The 19,668-nt window shown below is 64.6% G+C and carries 22 protein-coding genes and 1 pseudogene; 10 read left to right on the top strand and 13 right to left on the bottom strand.

What is annotated here, in order from left to right:
- Positions 1 to 12: 12 nt before the first annotated feature.
- The 7 genes and pseudogenes from recJ to G7077_RS05815 all read right to left on the bottom strand — a co-directional run bounded on the left by recJ (position 13) and on the right by G7077_RS05815 (position 7,077).
- Positions 13 to 1,764 (bottom strand): single-stranded-DNA-specific exonuclease RecJ, encoded by a 1,752-nt coding sequence (recJ, locus tag G7077_RS05845; RefSeq protein ID WP_166410891.1) that lies wholly within the window; start codon positions 1,762 to 1,764, stop codon positions 13 to 15.
- A complete protein-coding gene (locus tag G7077_RS05840; RefSeq protein ID WP_166410890.1) occupies positions 1,761 to 3,161 on the bottom strand; it encodes a PH domain-containing protein in 1,401 nt (466 codons plus the stop codon). The genes recJ and G7077_RS05840 overlap by 4 nt, the downstream gene beginning before the upstream one ends.
- A gap of 83 nt (positions 3,162 to 3,244) precedes the next feature.
- A complete protein-coding gene (locus tag G7077_RS05835; RefSeq protein ID WP_166410889.1) occupies positions 3,245 to 3,739 on the bottom strand; it encodes a PH domain-containing protein in 495 nt (164 codons plus the stop codon).
- A 43-nt stretch (positions 3,740 to 3,782) separates the two neighbouring features.
- On the bottom strand, positions 3,783 to 4,760 hold the full coding sequence (glpX, locus tag G7077_RS05830) for a class II fructose-bisphosphatase (RefSeq protein WP_166410888.1): 978 nt from the start codon (positions 4,758 to 4,760) through the stop codon (positions 3,783 to 3,785).
- Positions 4,761 to 4,821: 61 nt separating this feature from the next.
- Positions 4,822 to 5,295, bottom strand: coding sequence for a DUF2721 domain-containing protein (locus G7077_RS05825; protein WP_166410887.1), 474 nt, complete (start codon positions 5,293 to 5,295; stop codon positions 4,822 to 4,824).
- Positions 5,295 to 5,873: a hypothetical protein gene (locus tag G7077_RS05820; RefSeq protein ID WP_166410886.1), complete on the bottom strand. Its 579-nt coding sequence runs from the start codon at positions 5,871 to 5,873 to the stop codon at positions 5,295 to 5,297. Before G7077_RS05820 ends, G7077_RS05825 begins: the two co-directional genes overlap by 1 nt.
- Positions 5,874 to 5,902: 29 nt before the next feature.
- Positions 5,903 to 7,077 (bottom strand): annotated as a pseudogene (locus tag G7077_RS05815) (LL-diaminopimelate aminotransferase).
- Between the two features lie 81 nt (positions 7,078 to 7,158).
- On the opposite strand from G7077_RS05815, the gene G7077_RS05810 reads away from it, so the two are divergent.
- Complete coding sequence (locus G7077_RS05810; protein WP_166410885.1) at positions 7,159 to 8,931, top strand: PHA/PHB synthase family protein; 1,773 nt, start codon at positions 7,159 to 7,161, stop codon at positions 8,929 to 8,931.
- Here the strand turns inward: G7077_RS05810 and G7077_RS05805 are convergent.
- From G7077_RS05805 to rarD, 3 genes are all read right to left on the bottom strand, one after another.
- On the bottom strand, positions 8,928 to 9,149 hold the full coding sequence (locus tag G7077_RS05805; protein ID WP_166410884.1) for a hypothetical protein: 222 nt from the start codon (positions 9,147 to 9,149) through the stop codon (positions 8,928 to 8,930). The genes G7077_RS05810 and G7077_RS05805 overlap by 4 nt on opposite strands.
- Before the next feature lie 15 nt (positions 9,150 to 9,164).
- Positions 9,165 to 9,458, bottom strand: coding sequence for a hypothetical protein (locus G7077_RS05800; RefSeq protein ID WP_166410883.1), 294 nt, complete (start codon positions 9,456 to 9,458; stop codon positions 9,165 to 9,167).
- Between the two features lie 129 nt (positions 9,459 to 9,587).
- Positions 9,588 to 10,502 (bottom strand): EamA family transporter RarD, encoded by a 915-nt coding sequence (gene rarD / locus G7077_RS05795; protein ID WP_166410882.1) that lies wholly within the window; start codon positions 10,500 to 10,502, stop codon positions 9,588 to 9,590.
- A 99-nt stretch (positions 10,503 to 10,601) separates the two neighbouring features.
- On the opposite strand from rarD, the gene G7077_RS05790 reads away from it, so the two are divergent.
- The 6 genes from G7077_RS05790 to G7077_RS05765 are packed head-to-tail and all read left to right on the top strand — an operon-like array spanning position 10,602 to position 14,347.
- Positions 10,602 to 11,282 carry a DUF4893 domain-containing protein gene (locus G7077_RS05790; protein ID WP_166410881.1) on the top strand — a complete coding sequence of 227 codons (681 nt, stop codon included), beginning with the start codon at positions 10,602 to 10,604 and terminating at the stop codon, positions 11,280 to 11,282.
- Positions 11,279 to 11,644: a ribose-phosphate pyrophosphokinase gene (locus G7077_RS05785; protein ID WP_246167425.1), complete on the top strand. Its 366-nt coding sequence runs from the start codon at positions 11,279 to 11,281 to the stop codon at positions 11,642 to 11,644. The genes G7077_RS05790 and G7077_RS05785 overlap by 4 nt, the downstream gene beginning before the upstream one ends.
- Before the next feature lie 10 nt (positions 11,645 to 11,654).
- Entirely contained in the window at positions 11,655 to 12,773 is a 1,119-nt protein-coding gene (locus tag G7077_RS05780) for an RluA family pseudouridine synthase (RefSeq protein ID WP_166410880.1), read from the top strand.
- Complete coding sequence (locus G7077_RS05775) at positions 12,770 to 13,447, top strand: HAD-IA family hydrolase (RefSeq protein WP_166410879.1); 678 nt, start codon at positions 12,770 to 12,772, stop codon at positions 13,445 to 13,447. The genes G7077_RS05780 and G7077_RS05775 overlap by 4 nt, the downstream gene beginning before the upstream one ends.
- On the top strand, positions 13,437 to 13,652 hold the full coding sequence (locus G7077_RS05770) for a hypothetical protein (RefSeq protein ID WP_166410878.1): 216 nt from the start codon (positions 13,437 to 13,439) through the stop codon (positions 13,650 to 13,652). Before G7077_RS05775 ends, G7077_RS05770 begins: the two co-directional genes overlap by 11 nt.
- Entirely contained in the window at positions 13,649 to 14,347 is a 699-nt protein-coding gene (locus G7077_RS05765) for an ATP12 family chaperone protein (RefSeq protein ID WP_166410877.1), read from the top strand. The genes G7077_RS05770 and G7077_RS05765 overlap by 4 nt, the downstream gene beginning before the upstream one ends.
- Here the strand turns inward: G7077_RS05765 and gmk are convergent.
- Positions 14,344 to 14,997: a guanylate kinase gene (gmk, locus tag G7077_RS05760; protein ID WP_166410876.1), complete on the bottom strand. Its 654-nt coding sequence runs from the start codon at positions 14,995 to 14,997 to the stop codon at positions 14,344 to 14,346. The genes G7077_RS05765 and gmk overlap by 4 nt on opposite strands.
- Before the next feature lie 126 nt (positions 14,998 to 15,123).
- On the opposite strand from gmk, the gene G7077_RS05755 reads away from it, so the two are divergent.
- The 3 genes from G7077_RS05755 to murA all read left to right on the top strand — a co-directional run bounded on the left by G7077_RS05755 (position 15,124) and on the right by murA (position 17,662).
- On the top strand, positions 15,124 to 15,855 hold the full coding sequence (locus tag G7077_RS05755; protein WP_166410875.1) for a phasin family protein: 732 nt from the start codon (positions 15,124 to 15,126) through the stop codon (positions 15,853 to 15,855).
- Between the two features lie 143 nt (positions 15,856 to 15,998).
- A complete protein-coding gene (clpS, locus tag G7077_RS05750; RefSeq protein WP_206367706.1) occupies positions 15,999 to 16,331 on the top strand; it encodes an ATP-dependent Clp protease adapter ClpS in 333 nt (110 codons plus the stop codon).
- A gap of 47 nt (positions 16,332 to 16,378) precedes the next feature.
- On the top strand, positions 16,379 to 17,662 hold the full coding sequence (murA, locus tag G7077_RS05745) for a UDP-N-acetylglucosamine 1-carboxyvinyltransferase (protein ID WP_166410873.1): 1,284 nt from the start codon (positions 16,379 to 16,381) through the stop codon (positions 17,660 to 17,662).
- Here murA and G7077_RS05740 read toward each other — a convergent pair.
- The gene (locus tag G7077_RS05740; RefSeq protein WP_166410872.1) at positions 17,659 to 18,399 is read right to left on the bottom strand and encodes a GNAT family N-acetyltransferase; all 741 of its coding nucleotides are present in this window, start codon (positions 18,397 to 18,399) and stop codon (positions 17,659 to 17,661) included. The two genes, murA and G7077_RS05740, sit on opposite strands and share 4 nt — an antisense overlap.
- 4 nt (positions 18,400 to 18,403) lie before the next feature.
- Positions 18,404 to 19,660: a DUF445 domain-containing protein gene (locus G7077_RS05735; protein WP_246167424.1), complete on the bottom strand. Its 1,257-nt coding sequence runs from the start codon at positions 19,658 to 19,660 to the stop codon at positions 18,404 to 18,406.
- Positions 19,661 to 19,668: the final 8 nt, after the last annotated feature.

Genomic DNA, 19,668 nt, shown 5'->3' with positions numbered 1-19,668 from the left:
ATCGCCGAACGGTCAAGCGACGGCGGCATCCTCCAGATGCATTTCCGCCGCCTCGCCGCCGTTCCACTCGTCACGCTTCACCGTTCCGGCGAGCCACCAGCGTTTGTCACCCGGTGACGCGAGCAAGGCTTGGCCGAGGTCCGTGTCGGCGCTCCGGAAGGCGATCCACTTGAAGCTTTTGCCGTCGTCGCCGCAGGCAATCCCGCGAACGTGGCCGTCCCCGACGACTCCCGTGCGAAGCAGTCGCGCCGGCCCTGCGGCAACGCGGGGGGCAGGCCAGCCGGCACCATAAGGCCCCGCCGTGTCGAGCGCATCGCAGAGGGAGCCGCATATCCCGCCCGGCGCCAGCAACGCATCCAGCAGAAGCGCCCGCCCGTGCCGTGCGGCCTCGACATCAATTGAAAGACGCTCGTTCAGGAAGTCACGAAAGTCTTTCAGCCCTCCGGCAGGCAACGTCAGGCCGGCGGCCATTGCATGCCCGCCACCGGCGATGAGCAGGCCGCTCTCCTTGGCCGCGAGCACGGCGGTGCCCAGGTCGACTCCACTGATCGAGCGTCCGGAGCCCTTGCCGCTGCCATCCTCGCACTCGGCGATGACGATGGCGGGGCGGCCGAACTTTTCCTTTACTCGTCCGGCGACGATGCCGATCACGCCCTGGTGCCAGCCGCCGCTCATGACGGTGATCACCGGATCGTCCGCCTGCGCTGCGGCTTTCTCCATCGCCTGCTCGCACACCAGCATCTCAATGGCGCGGCGCTCCTCGTTGAGGCGGTCGAGCTCGGCGGCAATGGCGCGCGCTTCGTCGGAGTCCGTGCAGGTCAGGAGACGAACGCCAAGGTCTGCCTTGCCGACCCTGCCACCAGCATTGATCCGGGGGCCGAGCGCGAAGCCGAGGTCACGGCAGACCGGCGCGTTCGCTAGGCGGGCGGCATCGGCGAGCGCGGCAAGGCCGATGTTTTGCTTGGCACCCATGACCTTGAGGCCCTGGGTGACGAAGGCGCGGTTGAGCGTCTTCAGCCGCGCGACGTCGGCGACGGTGCCCAGCGCCACAAGGTCGAGCAGATCGATGATCTTCGGCTCCGCGCTATTCGCAAAGGCGCCCCGCGCGCGAAGTTCGCGGATCAGTGCGACGCCAAGCAGAAAGGCCATTCCGACCGCCGCCAGATGGCCGTGGGCCGCCCCAAGCTCATCCTCGTCGAGCCGGTTCGGATTGATCAGCGCGAAGGCGGCCGGCAACAGGCTTGCGCACTGGTGATGGTCGACGACGATGACGTCGAGGTCCGCAGCCTTGGCTTCCTCCAGCGCCTCGAATGCCTGGGCCCCGCAATCGACGCAGATGGCGAGGCTCGCGCCTTGCGTTTTCAGGGCGCACAATGCCTTTCCAGACGGGCCATAGCCCTCCATCAGGCGGTCGGGGATGTAGGTGATCGGCTCCACGCCGAGGCGACGAAGAAGAAGGACGAGCACCGCCGAACTCGTGGCGCCGTCGACATCGTAATCGCCAAAGATGGCGATCGTCTCGCCGGCCTGCACGGCGTCGGCCAGCCGCCGAGCGCCCTTGTCCATATCCTTGAAGCAGGACGGGTCGGGCAGGAAGTCGCGGATCGTCGGCGCACGATGCCGGGCGAGGTCGGAACGCTCGACGCCCCTGGCCAGCAGCAATTCGTCGACCAGCGCGTCCGGTGTCAGTCCGGGGTCTGCCGGCCTTCGCCAACGCCACGGTTGGCCAGTAACGGAACGCTCAATCTCCAACGCGAAACTCATGACGCGAGAGATAGCAACTCCAGCCGCAATCCGCGCGCTTTTTCGCGCTCCACTGCGGGAATACGATGTCCACTGCCCCCGGCCACTCCGAGCACGATGGAGGTGGTGCCGAACCATCGGCTGACGAAGCTTTCCGAAAGGTCGGCCGTCTGGATGTTGCGGGCGGGCAGGATGGTCGTACGCCGCCGCCACCAGCCGTGGCGGACGATCAGCCGTTCGCCGGCAATGGTGAATTCGGTGTGCCGCCAGGCAAGCCAGCGAGACGTTTGGACCACGGCAACAAGGCAGGCGACAGCAATGCCAAGCAGCGGGACGAAGATGCCTTGCACCACCGCAACCAGGTAGAACGGCGTTGTAGCAAGGATGAACCCGAGGACGTAAGACACGGAGACGCGCTGCCAACCGCGCAAGCCCTGAATCTGTCCGAAGCCGATTTCCTGCAACAGCCCGTCGGTCTCGTCGGCGCTGGCCAACGGCGCCATCAGGTGATCGTCCTTATCGCCTTCGTCTTGGGCAAGGCTCTGCAGCCTGAGATCGCGCCAGCCGAAGGCTGCCCGAATGGGACCGCTGCCGATCACCGCTGCCTGGACGCGGCGCAGCTGAAGCGTGACGTCGCTGCGGGTGAACAGACCGCGGCGGCGGCGCAAGCCGGCTTCGGTGCGATCTATCCGAAAGCCGAAATCGCGAAGCACGGTTCGAACCACGCCGGTGGTCACGCCAATGATCGCGACCAGTAACAGCCCGGCGAGAGCGGCGGCCATTTGATGCGCGAGAAGCAGGTCAGCCACCGGACCGAGATCCCGGGCATAGCTGACCCAGAAACGGGGGTTGAACGGATTGAAGTTCAGCACGCCATCGAACGTGTTGAACGCGCCGGCGAGCGCGGCGAACAGGGCCAGGGAGAAGTTGAACAGACCGGCCAGCAGGAGCCGGCGGAAGCTCATGGCATAGATGGGTTCGCCATCCGCCTCGCGGGCGTGGCCGTGAGCGCTGGTCGGCATTGACTTTGGTGCGACCCCGCCGTGCCGCAACCTGACGAGTTGCCGCAGCTGTTCGGCCTGGGCGAGGGCAATGGCCGGCAGTGACCCTTCATCCTTGCCCTTGGGGGCCGCAGCGCCGGTGTCGAGCCTGACCTGCGCTACATTGAGGAGGCGCGCCACCGGTCCCTGGCTGATCTCGACATCATGGATGCGGTCGAAGGGCAGTGACCGATGGTTACGGCTGAGCAATCCGCTGTTGATGCGGATCTCGTCGGCGCCGACTTCGAAGCTGAAGGTCAGCCAGCGGATAATGGCCGCGACGATAAAGAACAGGAGGGAGACGCCAAGCAGCGCCGCCACCATTCCCCAGCGCCCCGAGACGGCGAAGTAGGCGCCGCCGGCGACGATGCTCCACATGTTCCGGACTGCCGAAACGAGCGACGACAGCAGCGAGGACCAGTGGAGCCGCTGGGGCCCTTGAAGGAGATCGCGGTGCGCCGTCATCCGAAATCGGAGCGGACGTGTTCGCGAATGATGTCGCGTATCTCGATCGCGCGGAGGGGTTGCAGCCCGGGTAAGGTGACGATGCTATTGTGGGTTCCGGCGGTGTGAACCACCAGTGTTGCCGTGCCGAACATCTTGTCCAGCGGTCCGCGCGTGACGTCCAGATGCTGGACGCGGACATAGGGGACAAGGGTGTCGGTGTGGAACATCCACCCCCGCACCACCTGTAGCAGGCGGTCGCCCAAACCGTAGCGAAGCCGGCGGTAGGATCGCTGCGGCACCGCGGCGACGATCGCTAGTGCAAGCACGGCGATTGCAACGGAAGCAAGGCCATAGATCGGGTGCTCGCCGAGCAGTTGTTGGTCGGCAACCGCGACAGCCGCCGCCACTGGCAACCAGAACAGCGCCAGTCGCACGCGGAGCAAATGCTTGTAGCCCGGTGCGACCGGCTGCAGGTCGGCTGTTACGCTGCTGCCCCCATCAGCTGTCATAGCCGAACAATACAGCCGCGATGGCCGAACGCAAGCGCTCGCCTCAGACGCGATGCTCCGCAAAGACGCGGCGAACCGTGCCGGAGCTTGCGCGCATGACGATGCTTTCGGTGGTGATCACGTCTTTGCGCCGCTTGACCCCGCGGAGCAGGGAGCCGTCCGTGACGCCCGTCGCCGCAAAGATGCAGTCGCCTTTCGCCATCTCCTCGAGCGCGTAGACTCGGTCCAGATCGTCGATGCCCCACCGGCGCGCACGTTCAACTTCGGCATCGTTGCGGAACAGAAGCCGCCCCTGCATCTGCCCGCCGACGCAGCGGAGCGCCGACGCGGCCAGCACACCTTCGGGCGCGCCGCCGGTGCCCATGTAAAGGTCGATACCGGTGTCGGGATTAGTGACGGCGATCACGCCCGCGACATCGCCATCCGGGATTTGCTGGATACCGCAACCGACCTCACGAAGCTCCGCGATCAAATCTTCATGGCGCGAACGGTCGAGCACGCAGACGATGATCTCACTAGGCGCGACGTCCTTCGCAGCAGCTACTGCCCGGACATTGTCGGCGGGGGAACGGTCGAGGCTGACGATGCCGGGCGCATAGCCGGGTCCGACCGCCAGCTTCTCCATATAGACGTCGGGTGCGTTCAGCAGGCAGCCCTGCTCCGCGATCGCCAGGACGGCCAGTGAGTTGGGTCCCGCCTTGGCGGTGATGGTGGTGCCTTCCAGCGGGTCGAGCGCGATGTCGATCTTGGGTGCCTGGTCCAGTGCCGAACCGACCCGCTCGCCGATGAACAGCATGGGCGCTTCGTCGCGCTCTCCCTCGCCAATAACGACCGTACCATCCATGGGCAGCTCGTTGAGCGCCTTGCGCATCGCCTCAACGGCAGCGGCGTCGGCCGCCTTCTCGTCGCCGCGGCCGATCAGGCGCGCCGCAGCCACGGCCGCAGCTTCCGTTACGCGCACCATCTCCAGCACCAGCACACGATCGAGTACGGAACTGGGGCTGACGGTGCTTACGGTCATGATTGTCCTCTGATCTGGTTACGACGGGCGTTAGGTGGGCGTCCCGCCTTTGTCGAGGAAGCTACTCCTCCGCCTGATGCTCCAGGATATCGGTCCGGATCCGGACGGTTCGGGAGCCAAGGCGTGTTTCGAACAGGAAAATGGTGAAGCCGACACCGATGGCGACCATGGAGCCCATGAACAGCAAAGCGACCGGCGTCCCCAACTGCGCGTTGGTGAGGGCCCCTGTGAACAGCAGGAAAACGACGAGGCAGGTTAGGACGGCCGCCAGCACCGAGAAGAAGATTGCTTGGCTGACCAAGGCCATGCGGCGGTCCAGCACACGAATCTCGCCGAGCCAGCGGTCATGCTCCTCCCCCCGGGCGCCGAGCAGCAGCGGCTCGATGTTCCGCGCACGGTCGATGATCCGGGCAAGCCGTCCCGCGCAGACGTTCAGGAAAGCGCCGATGCCCGCCAGCAGGAAAATAGGCGCGACCGCCAGCTGAATGATGTGTGCGACCTGGGTCGCGGAGGATGTTTCGAAATCCGGAAACATCAGCTCGCCTCGCGGTCGCGCTCGCAGCTCGCCGTCTCGAGCAGCCACAGACCGGTGACGAGGAAGCTCAAGGCGAGGATCCAGGCGAAGCTGGCGATCACCTCGGGCGTGGGACCGAACAGCCCGACGATCAGCGTTGCGATCGAAATGCCCGCAAGAAGGATGAAAGCGAGGGCTAGATCGGTGGCGGCGCTGACGATCGTCCAGAGACGCACCGATCCGCCGGTCCGGGTGCTGACCACTGCAAGAATGAGACTGCGCAGGATCAGCCAGGCCACGATCAGGTAGCTGCGCGGGAAGATGTGCGTGACGGGGTTGAGTACCAGCAGCAGGCCGGCGACTGCAGTCACGCCACCTGCAATCATACAGGGGATGCGTGAACTGCGCCGCTGCGTTCCCGCCAAAAGCTCGATGATCCCGGCCGTGAGCAGCAGAGTGCCAACGACGTTTGCGCCGGGGACGGCATCGGCAAGCGGGAGCAACGCCGCGCCAGCGGCCAGGATGATGATCAACACCGCCGCCGCTGTGATCAGGCGTACCCGGTGGCGGTTGGAGTTCGTCCGCGACACGTCCGTCACCTCGTCCTCCCTTTCTGCATGTGCCGACGTCAGGCGGTTAGCATCTTCTTAACGCCTCGAGCCGCCTGTCGGAGCCGTTGTTCATTCTCGACCAGCGCGATTCGGACATAGCCTTCGCCCTCCTCACCGAAGCCGACACCTGGAGCGACCGCCACCTTGGCTTCAGTCAGCAGCCGTTTCGAAAACTCGACGGAGCCGAGATTGTGGAAGCGCTCGGGAAGCGGAACCCAGGCGAACATGCTCGCCTGCGGCACCGGGATCGGCCAACCGGCGCGGCCGAAGCTTTCGACCAGCACGTCGCGGCGCTTTTTGTAAAGTTGCCGGTTCTGCTCGACGATGTCCTGCGGGCCGTTTAGCGCCGCGCAGGCCGCAGCCTGGATCGGTGTGAACGCGCCATAATCGAGATAGGATTTCACCCGCCCAAGCGCGGCGATCAGCGTCTTGTTGCCCACTGCGAAGCCCATGCGCCAGCCGGCCATGGAGTAGGTCTTGGACATGGAGGTGAACTCGACCGCCACCTCCTTGGCTCCGGGCACCTGCAGAATCGAAGGCGTCGGCTCGTCGCCAAAGTAGATTTCGGCATAGGCTAGGTCGGAGATGACGATCAGCTCATGCTCGCGCGCGAACTCCACCAGCCTGGTGTAGAAGGCGAGGTCGGCGACATACGCCGTCGGATTTGACGGATAGCCGACGACCAGCACCTTGGGCCGCGGCACGGTGAAGCGCATCGCAAGCCGAAGCCGCTCGAAAAAATCCTCGCCGGGGCGGCAGGAATGGAGCGGATGGCGGCGCCCGCGATGATGAACCCGAATGTATGGATCGGGTAGCTGGGGTTGGGAGCCAACACCACGTCACCGGGCGCGGTGATCGCCTGGGCAAGATTGGCAAGACCCTCTTTGGATCCCAAGGTGACGATGACCTCCGTCTCCGGATCGAGGTCGACGCCGAAGCGGCGCTTGTAATAGCCGGCCTGCGCGCGGCGCAGGCCGGGGATGCCGCGGCTCGCCGAGTAGCCGTGCGCGTTCGGCTTGTTCGCGACTTCGCACAGCTTGTCCAGGACGTGGCGCGGCGGCGCGCCATCCGGGTTGCCCATGCCGAGGTCGATGACGTCTTCGCCCGCTGCGCGTGCCGCGGCCTTCATCGAGTTCACCTCGGCGAAGACATAGGGCGGCAGCCGCTCGATGCGGTAGAATTCGTCGTTCATGCGTCTCCTCATGGCGTCTGTGTTGCGGTGCGGCAAGAGCGCTTCGACTTCGCGCGCGTTCCGCGTTAGGATCCTGAAACCATGACCGACAACGCCCAACCCGCCTTTCCGACCCTCGAAGACTGGCAGCATTGGACCCTCGTGATGGGCAAGGCGCAGCAGATGATGATGGAAGCCTGGGCCGACGGGCTTGGCAAAGACGGTGTCATGCCTTGGACCAGCGCCTTTGCCTTCGGAGCACCGCCGGTCGCTGGTGAGGCCGGGCCGGGTCCGGCGACCGGCAGCGGCGATGCGATGGGGCTGATGGCCGCCGGTGCGCAGGCCTGGGTTAAGGGGCTGGAAGCCTGGAGCCATGTGCTTGCGGGCGACAGCGCGAACAAACGGGATCGGCGGTTCGCCGCACCCGAGTGGACCCAGGACCCCATCTTCAACACGATCCGCCAAAGCTACCTCGCAATTGCGGACCGGATGCTCGGCACGGTCGAGCAGATGGACGGGGTTGAGCCGGCGCAGCACGCCAAGCTGAAGTTCGCCGTACAGGGCTTCCTCGACGCGATGAGCCCGTCCAATTTTGCGCTCACCAATCCGCAGGTGCTCAAGAAGACGATGGAGACCCGCGGCGAAAATCTGCTGCGCGGCCTGTCGAACATGCTCCGCGACATGGCGGCCGGGCAGATGACCCAGAGCAAGCCCGGCGCCTTCGAGGTCGGCAAGGACCTGGCCACCACGCCGGGCAAGGTGATCAAGGAAACGCCACTCTACCAGTTGATCCAATACACGCCGACCACGGACAAGGTGCTGAAGACTCCGGTGGTGATCTTCCCACCCTGGATCAACCGCTACTACATCCTCGATCTTACGCCTGAGAAGAGCATGGTGAAGTGGTGCGTCGACCAGGGCATCACCTTGTTCATGGTCAGCTGGAAATCGGCGGACGAGAGCCTCGCCCATGTGACCCTGGACGATTATGTTCTGCGCGGGCAGATCGACGCGATCGACACGGTTCGCGACCTGCTCGGCGTCGAGAGCGTGCATACCGTCGGCTACTGTGTGGCGGGTACGACGCTGGCTTCGGCATTGGCCTATCTTCAGGCGAGGGACGAGGCGGCGAAGGTCAAGTCGGCGACCTTCTTCACGGCGCAGGTTGATTTCTCGGAAGCCGGCGATCTGAAACTCTTCCTCGGCGACGAGGTGGTGAACCTGCTCGGGCAGTTGACCGCAGAGAACGGCTATCTTGACGGGCGCTACATGGCCGCGACCTTCAACCTGCTACGCGGGCGCGACCTCATCTGGAACTATGTCGTCAGCAATTATCTGCTGGGTGAGGAACCGCCGCCGTTCGACCTGCTCCACTGGAACAGCGACACGACCAACCTGCCGGCGGGCTGGCATCGCGATTACCTCGAGACGCTCTACCGTTCGAATAAATTGGTGGAGAGCGGCGGCATTAGCGTCGATGGCGTGCCGGTCGACCTCACCACCGTGACGACGCCGAGCTACATTCAGGCCGGCCGCGAGGACCATATCGCGCCGCCGCAAAGCGTCTGGAAGGTCATGGACCATTTCGCCGGCCCAAAGCGGTTCGTGCTGGCCGGCTCAGGGCACATCGCCGGCGTTGTGAATCATCCGTCCACGGGCAAGTATCAGTATTGGATCAACGAACAGCCGTGCGGAACGTTAGAATCGTTCATCGAGGGCGCGACCGAGCATAAGGGCAGCTGGTGGCCGGACTGGTTCAACTGGCTGAAGGGCCTGGGCGGCGACACAGTCGATGCCAAGGGCGCGCGGGTACCCGGCAAGGGCAAGCTCAAGGCGATCGAGGATGCGCCGGGACGCTATGTCCGCGAGCGTTAGAGAATGCCGCCGCCAAGCATCAGGCGGATGACACCCACGGCGATGACGAACAGATTGAGATTGCGTCCCGCCTTGCTGTGCGAGCCCATCCCGACGGCAGCGCCGACCACCGCGAGTGGGATGATCAGCCAGTTGGCCCAACCCAGTAACGGCAGGAAAGCGACCGCGGCGAAGATCAGCGCGAGGACGCCAATGATGAGCGAGACGACGTTGAGCATGGGGCAGGCTAGCAGCTAGTGCACCGTTTCAACAGGGCTGATGCGCGCCAGAAGCTTGCCGCCGCAGAAGATCCTGAGCACGCTTACCGTCTGCTGGTTCGGCCACTCACCGCGAACATCGACGGGTGTCACCGCCTGCGTTGCAGGTCCGGATGGTGGACGGGGGTTGAGGCGGACGGTGACCTGAACCGGATCGGACTCCGCCACCTCCGGTGTAAGCCAATCAAAGGAATAGCCGCCTGTTGGGACGGTGACTTTTCCAATCACGATCAGCTTGGAGCTGGCGCCCGGTCCCGGCATTGCGTTCACCCAGGCCGCCCATTCCGAGGAGATGATTTGGCAGGCTCCTGAGTGAGGCGGTGCCGGTCGGTTGGGGACGGATGGCGCGCACGCGGTCATAAGAAGGGCGCAGGCGAGGCCGAAGTAGCGAGCAATCATCTATGCCTCCGAAGGTGAACGCTCGGATTGCCGGAGAAGCTGTGAAACGTAAATCGCCAGCGCGATCCAGATGGCGCCGAAGGCAATGGCATGCGCGGTTGTGAACGCCTCGCCATAGATCCAGACCGCGATCAGGAATTGAAGCGTCGGCGCCAGGAACTGGAGCATGCCAAGCGTCGAATAGCGTAGCGCCCTCGCGGCCGCCGTAAACAGCAGCAGTGGAAGGCTGGTGACGAGCCCTGCAACCAGCAGGAAGGCTGTGTCATGGGTCGTTTCTCCGAACACCGGCTGCCCCGAGATCGCCTGCCAAGAGAGCCAGCCGACCGCGAGAGGCAAAAGCAGGCTGGTCTCCACCGTTAGCCCGACGGCGGACTCCACCGGTGCAAGCTTTCGCAGCAGGCCGTAGGTGGCGAAGCTCGCACAAAGCGACAGGCTGATCCACAACTGGTCGATCGCCTCGACCGCGAGGGCAGCGATCCCGGCCGCGGCGAGCGCCACCGCCGCCCACTGCAGCCGTGTCAGAGGCTCTTTCAGGATGAAGCGGCCGAGCAAGACGTTGGCGAGCGGATTGAGGTAATAGCCCAGACTACCGGCTAAGATGTGGCCGTTCACGATTGCGTAGATGTAGAGCAGCCAATTGATCGCGATCAGCACGGCGGTAGCAGAGAGAAACTGCAACGCGCGGCCATTGGCGAAGGCGGCGCGGAGCGAAGCAAGCTGGCGGGTGACGGTCAGGATCAGAAGCAGCAGTGGCACCGACCAGAGCACGCGGTGGGCAACGACATCCACCGGGGGAATGCCGGGGATCTGCTTGAAGTAGATCGGCAGCACGCCCCAGAAGCCGTAGGCACCAAGCCCGCACAGAAAACCTTTCCGCTGAACGGCGCGGGCATTCGTCTCGGCAGGGCTGTTCATGGCGGCTTCGCCTAACGGGCATATCCCTCAAGTAAAGACTATGGGATAATGCGCCGTTGGTTGCCGTCCGCCGGGTGCGGCCTATGTACGGGCGAACAGATGAGAACAGGGCGAGCTTCACGATCTGCGGTGCTGACGGCGGCGGTGCTTGCATTGCTGACTGCGGGCTGTGCGCCGACGGGCAAGAAGCCGGTCGGTCAGGTGCTGGTACCGCTGCCGGCGCCGACCAAGGCGGATGGATGGCGCGGCGTCGCGACCGACGCTGACGAAGGTCGTCTTCAGCGCTTGCCGGCGGCGTGGACCGAAGCGCTGCAGGAAGCCCGCAAGTTCGACGCGCGCGGTGTCCGTGACGAGGGCGACCTGCTGCGGCCCGATGCCGCGCTTCCCCGGCCCGCCCTTACGCCCGGCAGCTATTACTGCCGGCTGGTGAAACTCGGCCGCACCAGGACCCGTGCGCCGGCATTCGGTAAGTTCAAGCCCTTCTTCTGCTTCGTGGATGTGGAGGGTGACCTGCTGACCCTGGTCAAGCAGACCGGCGACACGCGGCCGGCGGGGCGGTTGTGGGAAGATGATGATGCTGCACGCCTGATCTTCCTCGGCAGCGTTGCCCAGGGCGCGGAGAAGCAGCCGAAGGCCTATGGGGACGATCCCAAGAGGGACACGGCGGGCGTGCTGGAGCGTATCGGCCTGTTCCGCTGGCGGCTGGTTGTCCCATGGCCGCAGGGCACGTCCAAGCTCGACATTTATGAGCTGACGCCCGTGGAGAACCAGCCGGAGTGAGCGCTGCCGGGCTGTTGGCTGAAACTGACGAAGTGCGTGCCCACCTGATCGGCAGCGCCGCGGCGGGGGAGGCGATCAGCTATTCGGACTTGCTGGAGCGGCTCGGCTTCGGCTTCAGCCGGCCCAAGATGCGTGCCTTATGCAAGGTGTTGTCGGTCATCGACGAGGAAGCCTCCGCGCGCGGCGAGCCGGAGCTTGCAGTGCTGGTCGTCCGGCAATCGGACGGCTTGCCGGGGCAGGGCTGGTGGGTCGGCTGCTCGGACAGTCGTGGCTACAATGGACCTTGGGAGGGGCCGGAGGCACGCCGGCTGGTGGATACGCTCCAGGCCGAGGCATTCGACTATTGGAGGCGGAATAGCTAAGCGCGAGCCCATGCCCGACATCCTGACCCGAACCAACACCGTCCGCGAGGACGACGACGGCATTCGCCTCGACCGCTGGTTCAAGCGCCACCTTCCAGAGGTGAGCTTCAACATCGTCTCACGCTGGGCGCGTACCGGGCAGCTGAAGGTCGACGACAAGCGCGCGACACCCGGCGACCGGATTGCGGCAGGCCAGACCATCAGGTTTCCCGATCCCTCAACGATCGACCTGTCTTCCCAGCGGGCGGAGCCGCGCCGGGAGCCGCTTAACGACGAAGAAGCGGAACTGGTGCGGGAGATGGTGATCCACCGCGACCGCAACGCCTTCGTGCTCAACAAGCCGCCGGGACTGGCCACGCAGGGCGGCACCAAAACTCACCAGCATCTCGACCGGCTGCTTGACGGACTGTCCGACGAGGAGGGTAACCGGCCCAAGCTGGTCCACCGCTTGGACAAGGACACATCGGGTGCGCTTCTGGTTGCGCGATCCGCGCGGGCAGCCGGTCACTTCGCCAAGACCTTCTCGGGCCGAACGGCGCGCAAGGTCTACTGGGCGATCATCGTCGGAGTGCCGTCGCCGGACGAGGGGCTGATCGACCTCCCGCTGGCCAAGCAACCGGGTACCGGCGGCGAGAAGATGCATGTCGACAAGGAGAATGGCTTATCGGCGAAGACCCGCTGGCGACTGGTGGACCGTGCCGGCAACCGCGCCGCTTGGGTCGAGCTTCAGCCGCTGACCGGCCGGACGCATCAGCTGCGCGCGCACATGGCGGCATTGGGACACCCTATCGTGGGCGACGCGAAATACGGCGGAGCCGAAGCCTTTCTGACCGGCGGGATCAGCCGGAAGTTGCACCTGCATGCCCGACGCATCCGGGTCGATGCGCCCGACGGCGGTGAGATCGACGTAACGGCGGAGCTCCCTGCGCATTTCGCGGAAACGCTGGCGACGCTCGGCTTCGAGCCGATGGCGGGTGATCACCTGCCGCTGGACCGGGAGGATCCGGCTGCGACGCCGGAGGTGAAGCAACGCCGTGCTGCAGCCGCAGCCAAGAACCGGCGCCGGGACCGCAAAGGCGAACGTCGGAACCGGGGTCGTTCAGCTGCGCCCAAAGGCAGGCGCGGGTGAATCGGCTCGCCATTTTCGACTGCGACGGAACGCTGGTCGACAGCGGCCACACGATTCACCATGCGCTGAACCTGGCGATGGCCGAGCAAGGGCTGCCTGCCCTTTGCCCGGCGGCGTGCCGACGAATCATCGGGCTTAGTCTGGTGCAGGCGATTGCCGCGCTGCTTCCCGCCGAATCGTCGGAGCGCCACGTTGCGATTGCCGAGACCTACAAGGCCAAGTTTCATGCCATGCGGCACGCCGGTGAGGTTTCCGAACCTCTGTTCGATGGCATCCTCGATCTGCTCGAAGCATTGGAAGCGGACGGCTGGCTGCTGGCGGTCGCGACCGGCAAGTCGGATCGTGGGCTGCAGCTTTGCCTCGCTAGCCATGACATCCACGCCCGGTTCGTTTCGCTGCAAACCAGCGACCGTCACCCTTCCAAGCCGCACCCATCGATGGCGCAGCTGGCGATGAGCGATGCCGGGGCGGAGCCGGCGGCCACGGTCGTCATCGGAGACACCAGCTATGACATGGGGATGGCCAAGGCTGCGGGCGCGTTCGGTATCGGCGTGACCTGGGGCTATCATGAGCCGTCAGAGTTGCTCGCGTCGGGCGCCGCGGCCGTAGCGGACACACCCGCGGACGTGCTCGCCATCGCGCGTGAACTCGTGGGAGCCTCACATGAACGATGATCAGATTTGGAAAACGCGGTTCCACCAACTGATGCTCGTGCGACTCATCGGGCTGGCGGTTTTTGCGCTTGGCATCGCGATAATGAGCACCGACCTGCTTAGGCCAGGCGGGTGGCCGCAAGTCGGCGCCATTCTGGCGATCCTAGGCGCGCTCGGCAGCTTGCTTGCGCCACGCTTGCTGAAGAAGGTCTGGGAGCGACAGTGAAGCGTTTCTGGAAGGACGTTGCGCTTGCCCATGGTGAAGGTGGCTGGTCGGTGCAGCTGGACGGTCGGCCGGTGCGCACGCCGGCGCGCGACCCTTTGGCACTCCCGAGCAAAAGGCTTGCAGAAGCCGTTGCGGAAGAATGGCGGAACGTCAGCGATACGGTGAACCCGCGAGCCATGCCGCTCACGGGGCTCGCCAATGCAGCGATCGACCGCATCGCTCCCGATCCGCACGCGTTCGCGGCAGGGCTGGCAAAATATGCGGAGGCGGACCTCACCTGTTATCGCACCGAGGGACCGCGCGAACTGGTCGATCGGCAGGAGGAGTCCTGGGATACCCTGCTCGCGTGGGCACGCAGCCGCTACCAGGTCGAGTTCCGGACGACCCAAGGGCTGATGCACGTGGAGCAGCCCGAGGAAACGGTGGAGCGCCTATCCAGCGCGGTTCACGAGCTGGAGGCCTTCGCACTGGCGGGCTTATCGCCTCTCGTAACAGTCGGCGGGTCGCTGGTCGCGGGACTAGCAGTGCTTGAACGCGCGATCGCTCCGGAGGCCGCCTGGGCTGCCGTCAGCATCGATGACCATTGGCAGCTGGAGCAATGGGGCGCCGATGCTGAAGCGGAATTGGCTCTGGAGAACCGCCGCCGCGACTTCTTGGCTGGCGCACGTTTCATGGAGCTGCTGAACGCGGCCTAGTGCTGCGGTCCAGCAAGGTCGCGGACGAAGGACACCAGCCCAAGCTGACGCTGCCTCTTCAACCGCTCGGCAGCCACGATCTTCTGCACCTCGGCAAGACAGCTTTCGGTGTCACGGTTGATGAGGACATAGTCGTACTCGGCCCAGTGGCTGATCTCACCATTCGCGCGGCGCATGCGATCGAGGATGACCTCTTCGCTGTCGGTACCGCGACTTCGCAAGCGCCGCTCCAGTTCGGCCATCGAGGGCGGCAGAATGAAGATTCGGACCAGGTCCTCGCCCATCGCGGAATGAAGCTGCTGCGTGCCCTGCCAGTCGATGTCGAACAGGATGTCACGGCCGTCCTTCAGCGCTGCCTTCACGGGGGCCTTGGGCGTGCCATAACGATGGTTGAACACCGGCGCCCATTCGACGAACTCGCCTTCGCCGATCAGCCGGTCGAACTCGGTGTCTGAAACGAAATGATAATCGACGTCGTCGACCTCACCGGGGCGCTTGGGACGTGTCGTCGCAGAGATCGACATGGTGACTTCCGTGTCGGCTTGAAGAAGCATTCGCGAGATCGTCGACTTGCCCGCGCCCGACGGCGAGGACAGGACGATCAGAAGTCCACGCCGCTTCCGGCTCCGCTCTTCGGTCCTCGGGTCCATAGCCGCTCTTGCTTCGGGTGAGCCGTGCCCGTCAAGCGACTGGTGGTGCAGTGCACAAAATTTCCCTTGAAATGCCGCGGCGCACCCTATATTGTGCAGTGCAACAATACAGGGGTTTGATTGATTATGGCTGACGAAACCAAAGCGAACGCGGAAGCTGCGGCCGAAGCACCGGCCAAGGTCGTCGAAGTGGTGGCGGAGACCGCTGCCAAGGTCGTTGAGAAAAGCGCACCGGCTGCAAAGCGTGGACGCACCAAGACGGCTCCTACTCCCCGGAAGGTCGCGGCCAAGGCTGCTCCCAAGCCGGCTCGTTCAACCCGCGCCAAGGCAGCCAAGCCTTCGCGCAAGGCGCCCCGCAAGGTTGCGGCGGCCGCTTCTCAGCAAAGGATCGAAACCATGGCTACCAAGAACTATTTCGCAGGCTTTGATGCCATCCCGGCCTTCGCGCCGTTCCAGTCGCTCTTCACCGATGCCGGTGAGCGTGGCCAGGAAGCTGTTCGTCGCACCCAGAAGGTTGCCGAGGAACTGGCCGACCTGACCCGCGCCAATGTCGAAGCGGTTGTCGAGTCGGGCCGCGTCGCCGCCGAAGGCGTTCGCTCGCTGAGCCAGGACGTCGTCGCCAGCAGCCGCGACGGTTTCGAGAAGGCTGCGGACGCGATCCGCACGCTGGCCGAAGCCAAGTCGCCGACCGAATATCTTCAGCTCCACAGCGAGCTCGCCCGCACCTCCTTCGACCGCATGGTCGCCGAGAGCTCGCGCTGGACCGAGTCGTTCGTGAAGCTGGCCGGCGAGGCTATTCAGCCCGTATCCAGCCGCGCTTCAGCCAATGCCGAGCGCCTCAACTCTCTCGTTGCCTGAACCTCTCCCTCCAGAAATCTCAGGCAATGACGAAGCGGCCGTCCCTCGGGGCGGCCGCTTTTTCGTAATGATGGTCGCAATGCCGCCTTGCGGGTGCTTGGCGGCTTGCCATATTCACGGGTGAGATGATCAGCATTCGAAACATGGCGGACGACGATCAGGACGGCGGCGGCACCGATGGGCCGCAGACCGGCGTTGCGACGCGCACCCGGCCCAAAACCAAGAAGCCGTCGAACTACAAAGTCCTGATGCTCAACGACGATTATACGCCGATGGAATTCGTCGTGCTCGTCCTTCAGCAATTCTTCAACATGGGGATCGAGGACGCGACCCGCGTGATGCTTCAGGTGCATCAGCAGGGCGTCGCGGTGTGCGGTGTCTTCACCTATGAGGTGGCCGAGACGAAGGTCAGCCAGGTCATCGATTTCGCGCGGGAAAATCAGCACCCGCTGCAATGCACGCTGGAGAAGGCCTGAGCTTCCAGAATTCTTGTCAGTCCTGTGACACTTGTTAAAGCGCCGGGATGGACAGCATCTGGATCAAGGGCGGCAATGCCCTCAACGGCACAATCCCCATCAGCGGCGCCAAGAATGCTGCCCTGACCCTTCTTCCTTGTGCGCTGCTCACCGACGAGCCGCTGACGCTGACCAATCTGCCGCGCCTGGCCGACGTCGATACGTTCGGTCACCTGCTGAACCAGCTCGGCGTGTCGACGCGAGTCGAGGGTGTCAAACCGGGTCAGTTCGGGCGATCCATGACCCTTCAGGCTACCGAGATCGCCTCAACGGTCGCACCCTACGACATGGTGCGCCGAATGCGCGCGTCGATCCTGGTGCTCGGCCCGATGCTGGCGCGTGCCGGCGAAAGCACCGTCAGCCTTCCGGGCGGTTGCGCAATCGGCGACCGGCCGATCGACCTTCACCTACAGGCGCTGGAATGCATGGGTGCGGAGATCGAGCTTGCTGCCGGCTATGTGAAGGCGAGTGCGCCCAAGGGTCGCCTGTCCGGAGGCGACTTCAGCTTCCCAGTGGTTTCCGTCGGCGCGACCGAGAATGCTCTGATGGCCGCGGTTCTGACCACCGGCCGGACTCAGTTATTCAATGCGGCGCGAGAGCCGGAGATCGTCGACCTGTGCAACCTGCTGGTCGCGATGGGAGCGAAGATCGAGGGGATCGGATCCGGCCACCTTATCATCGACGGCGTCGGAGCGCTTCACGGTTGCACCTATGAGGTAATGCCCGACCGGATCGAGGCGGGCAGCTATGCCTGCGCCATCGGAATGACGGGCGGTTCGGTCGATCTGCTCGGTGCCCGGGCGGAGGACATGCGCGCGACGCTGAACGCGTTGGCGCAAGCGGGACTGATGATCGAGTTTCATGAGCGCGGGATCAAGGTGACATCGACCGGCGAGTTGCGGCCTTTGGCGCTCTCAACCGCGCCGTTCCCAGGTTTCGCCACCGACATGCAGGCGCAGTTCATGTCGATGCTGACCCTCGCCAAGGGAGAAAGCTTCCTTGAAGAGACGATCTTCGAAAATCGCTACATGCACGTGCCGGAGCTCCGGCGCATGGGCGCTAACATCGAGACTCGCGGGCGCTCGGCGCTGGTTCACGGCGTCGACAAGCTGACCGGCGCGAGCGTGATGGCGACCGACCTTCGAGCGTCGATGAGCCTGGTGCTTGCGGGCCTTGCCGCCGAGGGGGAGACGGAGGTTCTGCGCGTCTACCATCTCGATCGCGGTTACGAGCGTCTGGAAGAGAAATTGTCGGCGGTCGGCGCCACGATCGAACGCCGCAGCGCCGGCTAGAGTGGCTTGGCAAAGCGGATGCTGGTTCGTTCGAAGCCCAACCGGCGGTAGAATGCGTGGGCGGCAAGGTGCCGGTCGTTGCTCGTCACCTCGATCAACTCACAGCCGTCTGCCTTGAATCGAGCCTCCGCCGCGTCGACCAGCATACGCCCGATGCCCTTGCCGCGCACGTCATCGGCGACCACCAGAATGGTAATCCGCCCTACAGGCTTCTCGCGCTGCAGCATGGTCGAGACCTGAACTCCGCACAGGCCGACGGTCCGATCGCCAAGCGTCGCAACGAATGGCGGGTTTCCGGACGCCATCATCTTCTTAAGTCGCTGTTTGAGTGCTTGGTCGTGCGGGGTGTAACCCAGCAGCCGAATGAGCGGCAGAAGCTGAGCCGCGTCACCCTGTTCTGCCGTTCGCACGACAGGTATTGGTGGTGGCTTCGGTTTCCGCTCAGGTTTCGGCGGGGCTTGCCGATCGTTGGCGGGCTGCCTTGGCCGCTGTACCTTGCGTTTCACCGGCTGATCCAACGATGCACCCCAATCCGCCGCATCATGCTTGCGAAGAAAGGCCTGCGCTTCTTCGGGTGTCGCCGTCAGCGCCTTGCCGTTGAATCCGAGCAGCGGCTTGCCCGCGGCATCCGTGATGCCCACCTTGCCATAGTCGCCCTTGCCGGGAGTCCGAACGCGCGAGCGGACCAACCTCAGGCCACGGTTGCGCGCGCTTTCGGCCAGTGTGTCGAGGTCCATAGGCTTAGAAGGTGTCGAGGACGTGCAGGACAAGGCCGACGAGGCCGCCTACCAGGGTCCCGTTGATCCGGATGTATTGAAGGTCGCGTCCGACTGCGCTTTCCAGGCGCGCAGTGATGGTCCGCGCATCCCATCCGCGAATGGTCTCGGAAACCAGCTTGACGATCGATCCGCCGTAGCTGGCTGCCATGCCGGCAACGGCGCGGCGGGCGAACTGGTTGATTGCCTTGCGAATTCGCGGATCGCTCTCCAGCGTCGTGCCCATCGTGCGGAGCACCTCGCCAAGCTTGCCGGCCAGCGCCGCATCCGGGTTACGGGTGGCCTCGATGATGCCGGCGCGCCCCTTTTGCCAAAGCGCATCCAGCCAGACGCTCACCGACTTGTTGGCGAGGAGGTCGTTTTTCCACTCCTCGACCTTGGCGCGTGTTTCAGGCTTGGATTGCAGATCCTGCGCAAGCTGGACCAGTGCTTCCTGAACCTTGATCCGCACTGGGTGATCGGGATCGGTCGACATCTCGAGGGTCAGCTTGCGCAGGCCGTCGATGATTGCGTCGGCCAGCTTGGTGTCGAGCGCCGCCAGCTTCAGCACCCAATTGGCCTTCTTGTGCACCATCTCGCGGATCAGCGGCTCGTTGGCGTCCAGCGCACGCGCCATCCAGCGGATAGCAGCCTCAAGCATCGGTACGTGCCGGTTTTCGTCGATCGCGGAGGATAGCGCATGGCCGAGTAGGGGAGAGACCTCCATCTGCCGCAAGCGCGTGGAGACAGCGCTTTTGACGATGCCGCCGAGCCGCTCATCGTCCAGTCCCTCGAAGACGTCGCCGATCAGGCGGGACGCACCGGCTCGGATCCGCCCGCCTTCGCCCTCCGGGGCCCTGAGGAAGCGACCGGTTGCGCCGGCAAGGTCGATGTTGCGCATCCGCCTTGCCACCACGGGTGCGATCAGGAAGTTTTCCTTGAGAAAATTGGCGAGCGCCTGCCCTATTCGATCCTTGTTGCGGGGGATGATCGCCGTGTGCGGGATCGGAAGACCGAGCGGGTGGCGGAACAGTGCAGTGACGGCGAACCAGTCCGCCAGCCCGCCCACCATCGCCGCTTCGGCAAATGCCTTCACATAGGCGAGCCATGGGTAGCGGGGCTCGAACGCCCGGGCGGCAAAGAAGACCACCATCATGAAGAACAGCAGGCCGGTCGCGGCGAGCTTCATGCCGGAGGCGCCCTGCTGGGACATGTTCAGGCGGTTAAGGGCGGCCGTGTTCATGACCGCAC

Source organism: Sphingomonas piscis (assembly GCF_011300455.1).
Lineage (GTDB): Bacteria > Pseudomonadota > Alphaproteobacteria > Sphingomonadales > Sphingomonadaceae > Sphingomicrobium > Sphingomicrobium piscis.
Note: the sequence above shows the minus strand (reverse complement) of the source record. Positions and strands in the feature narration are given on the sequence as shown.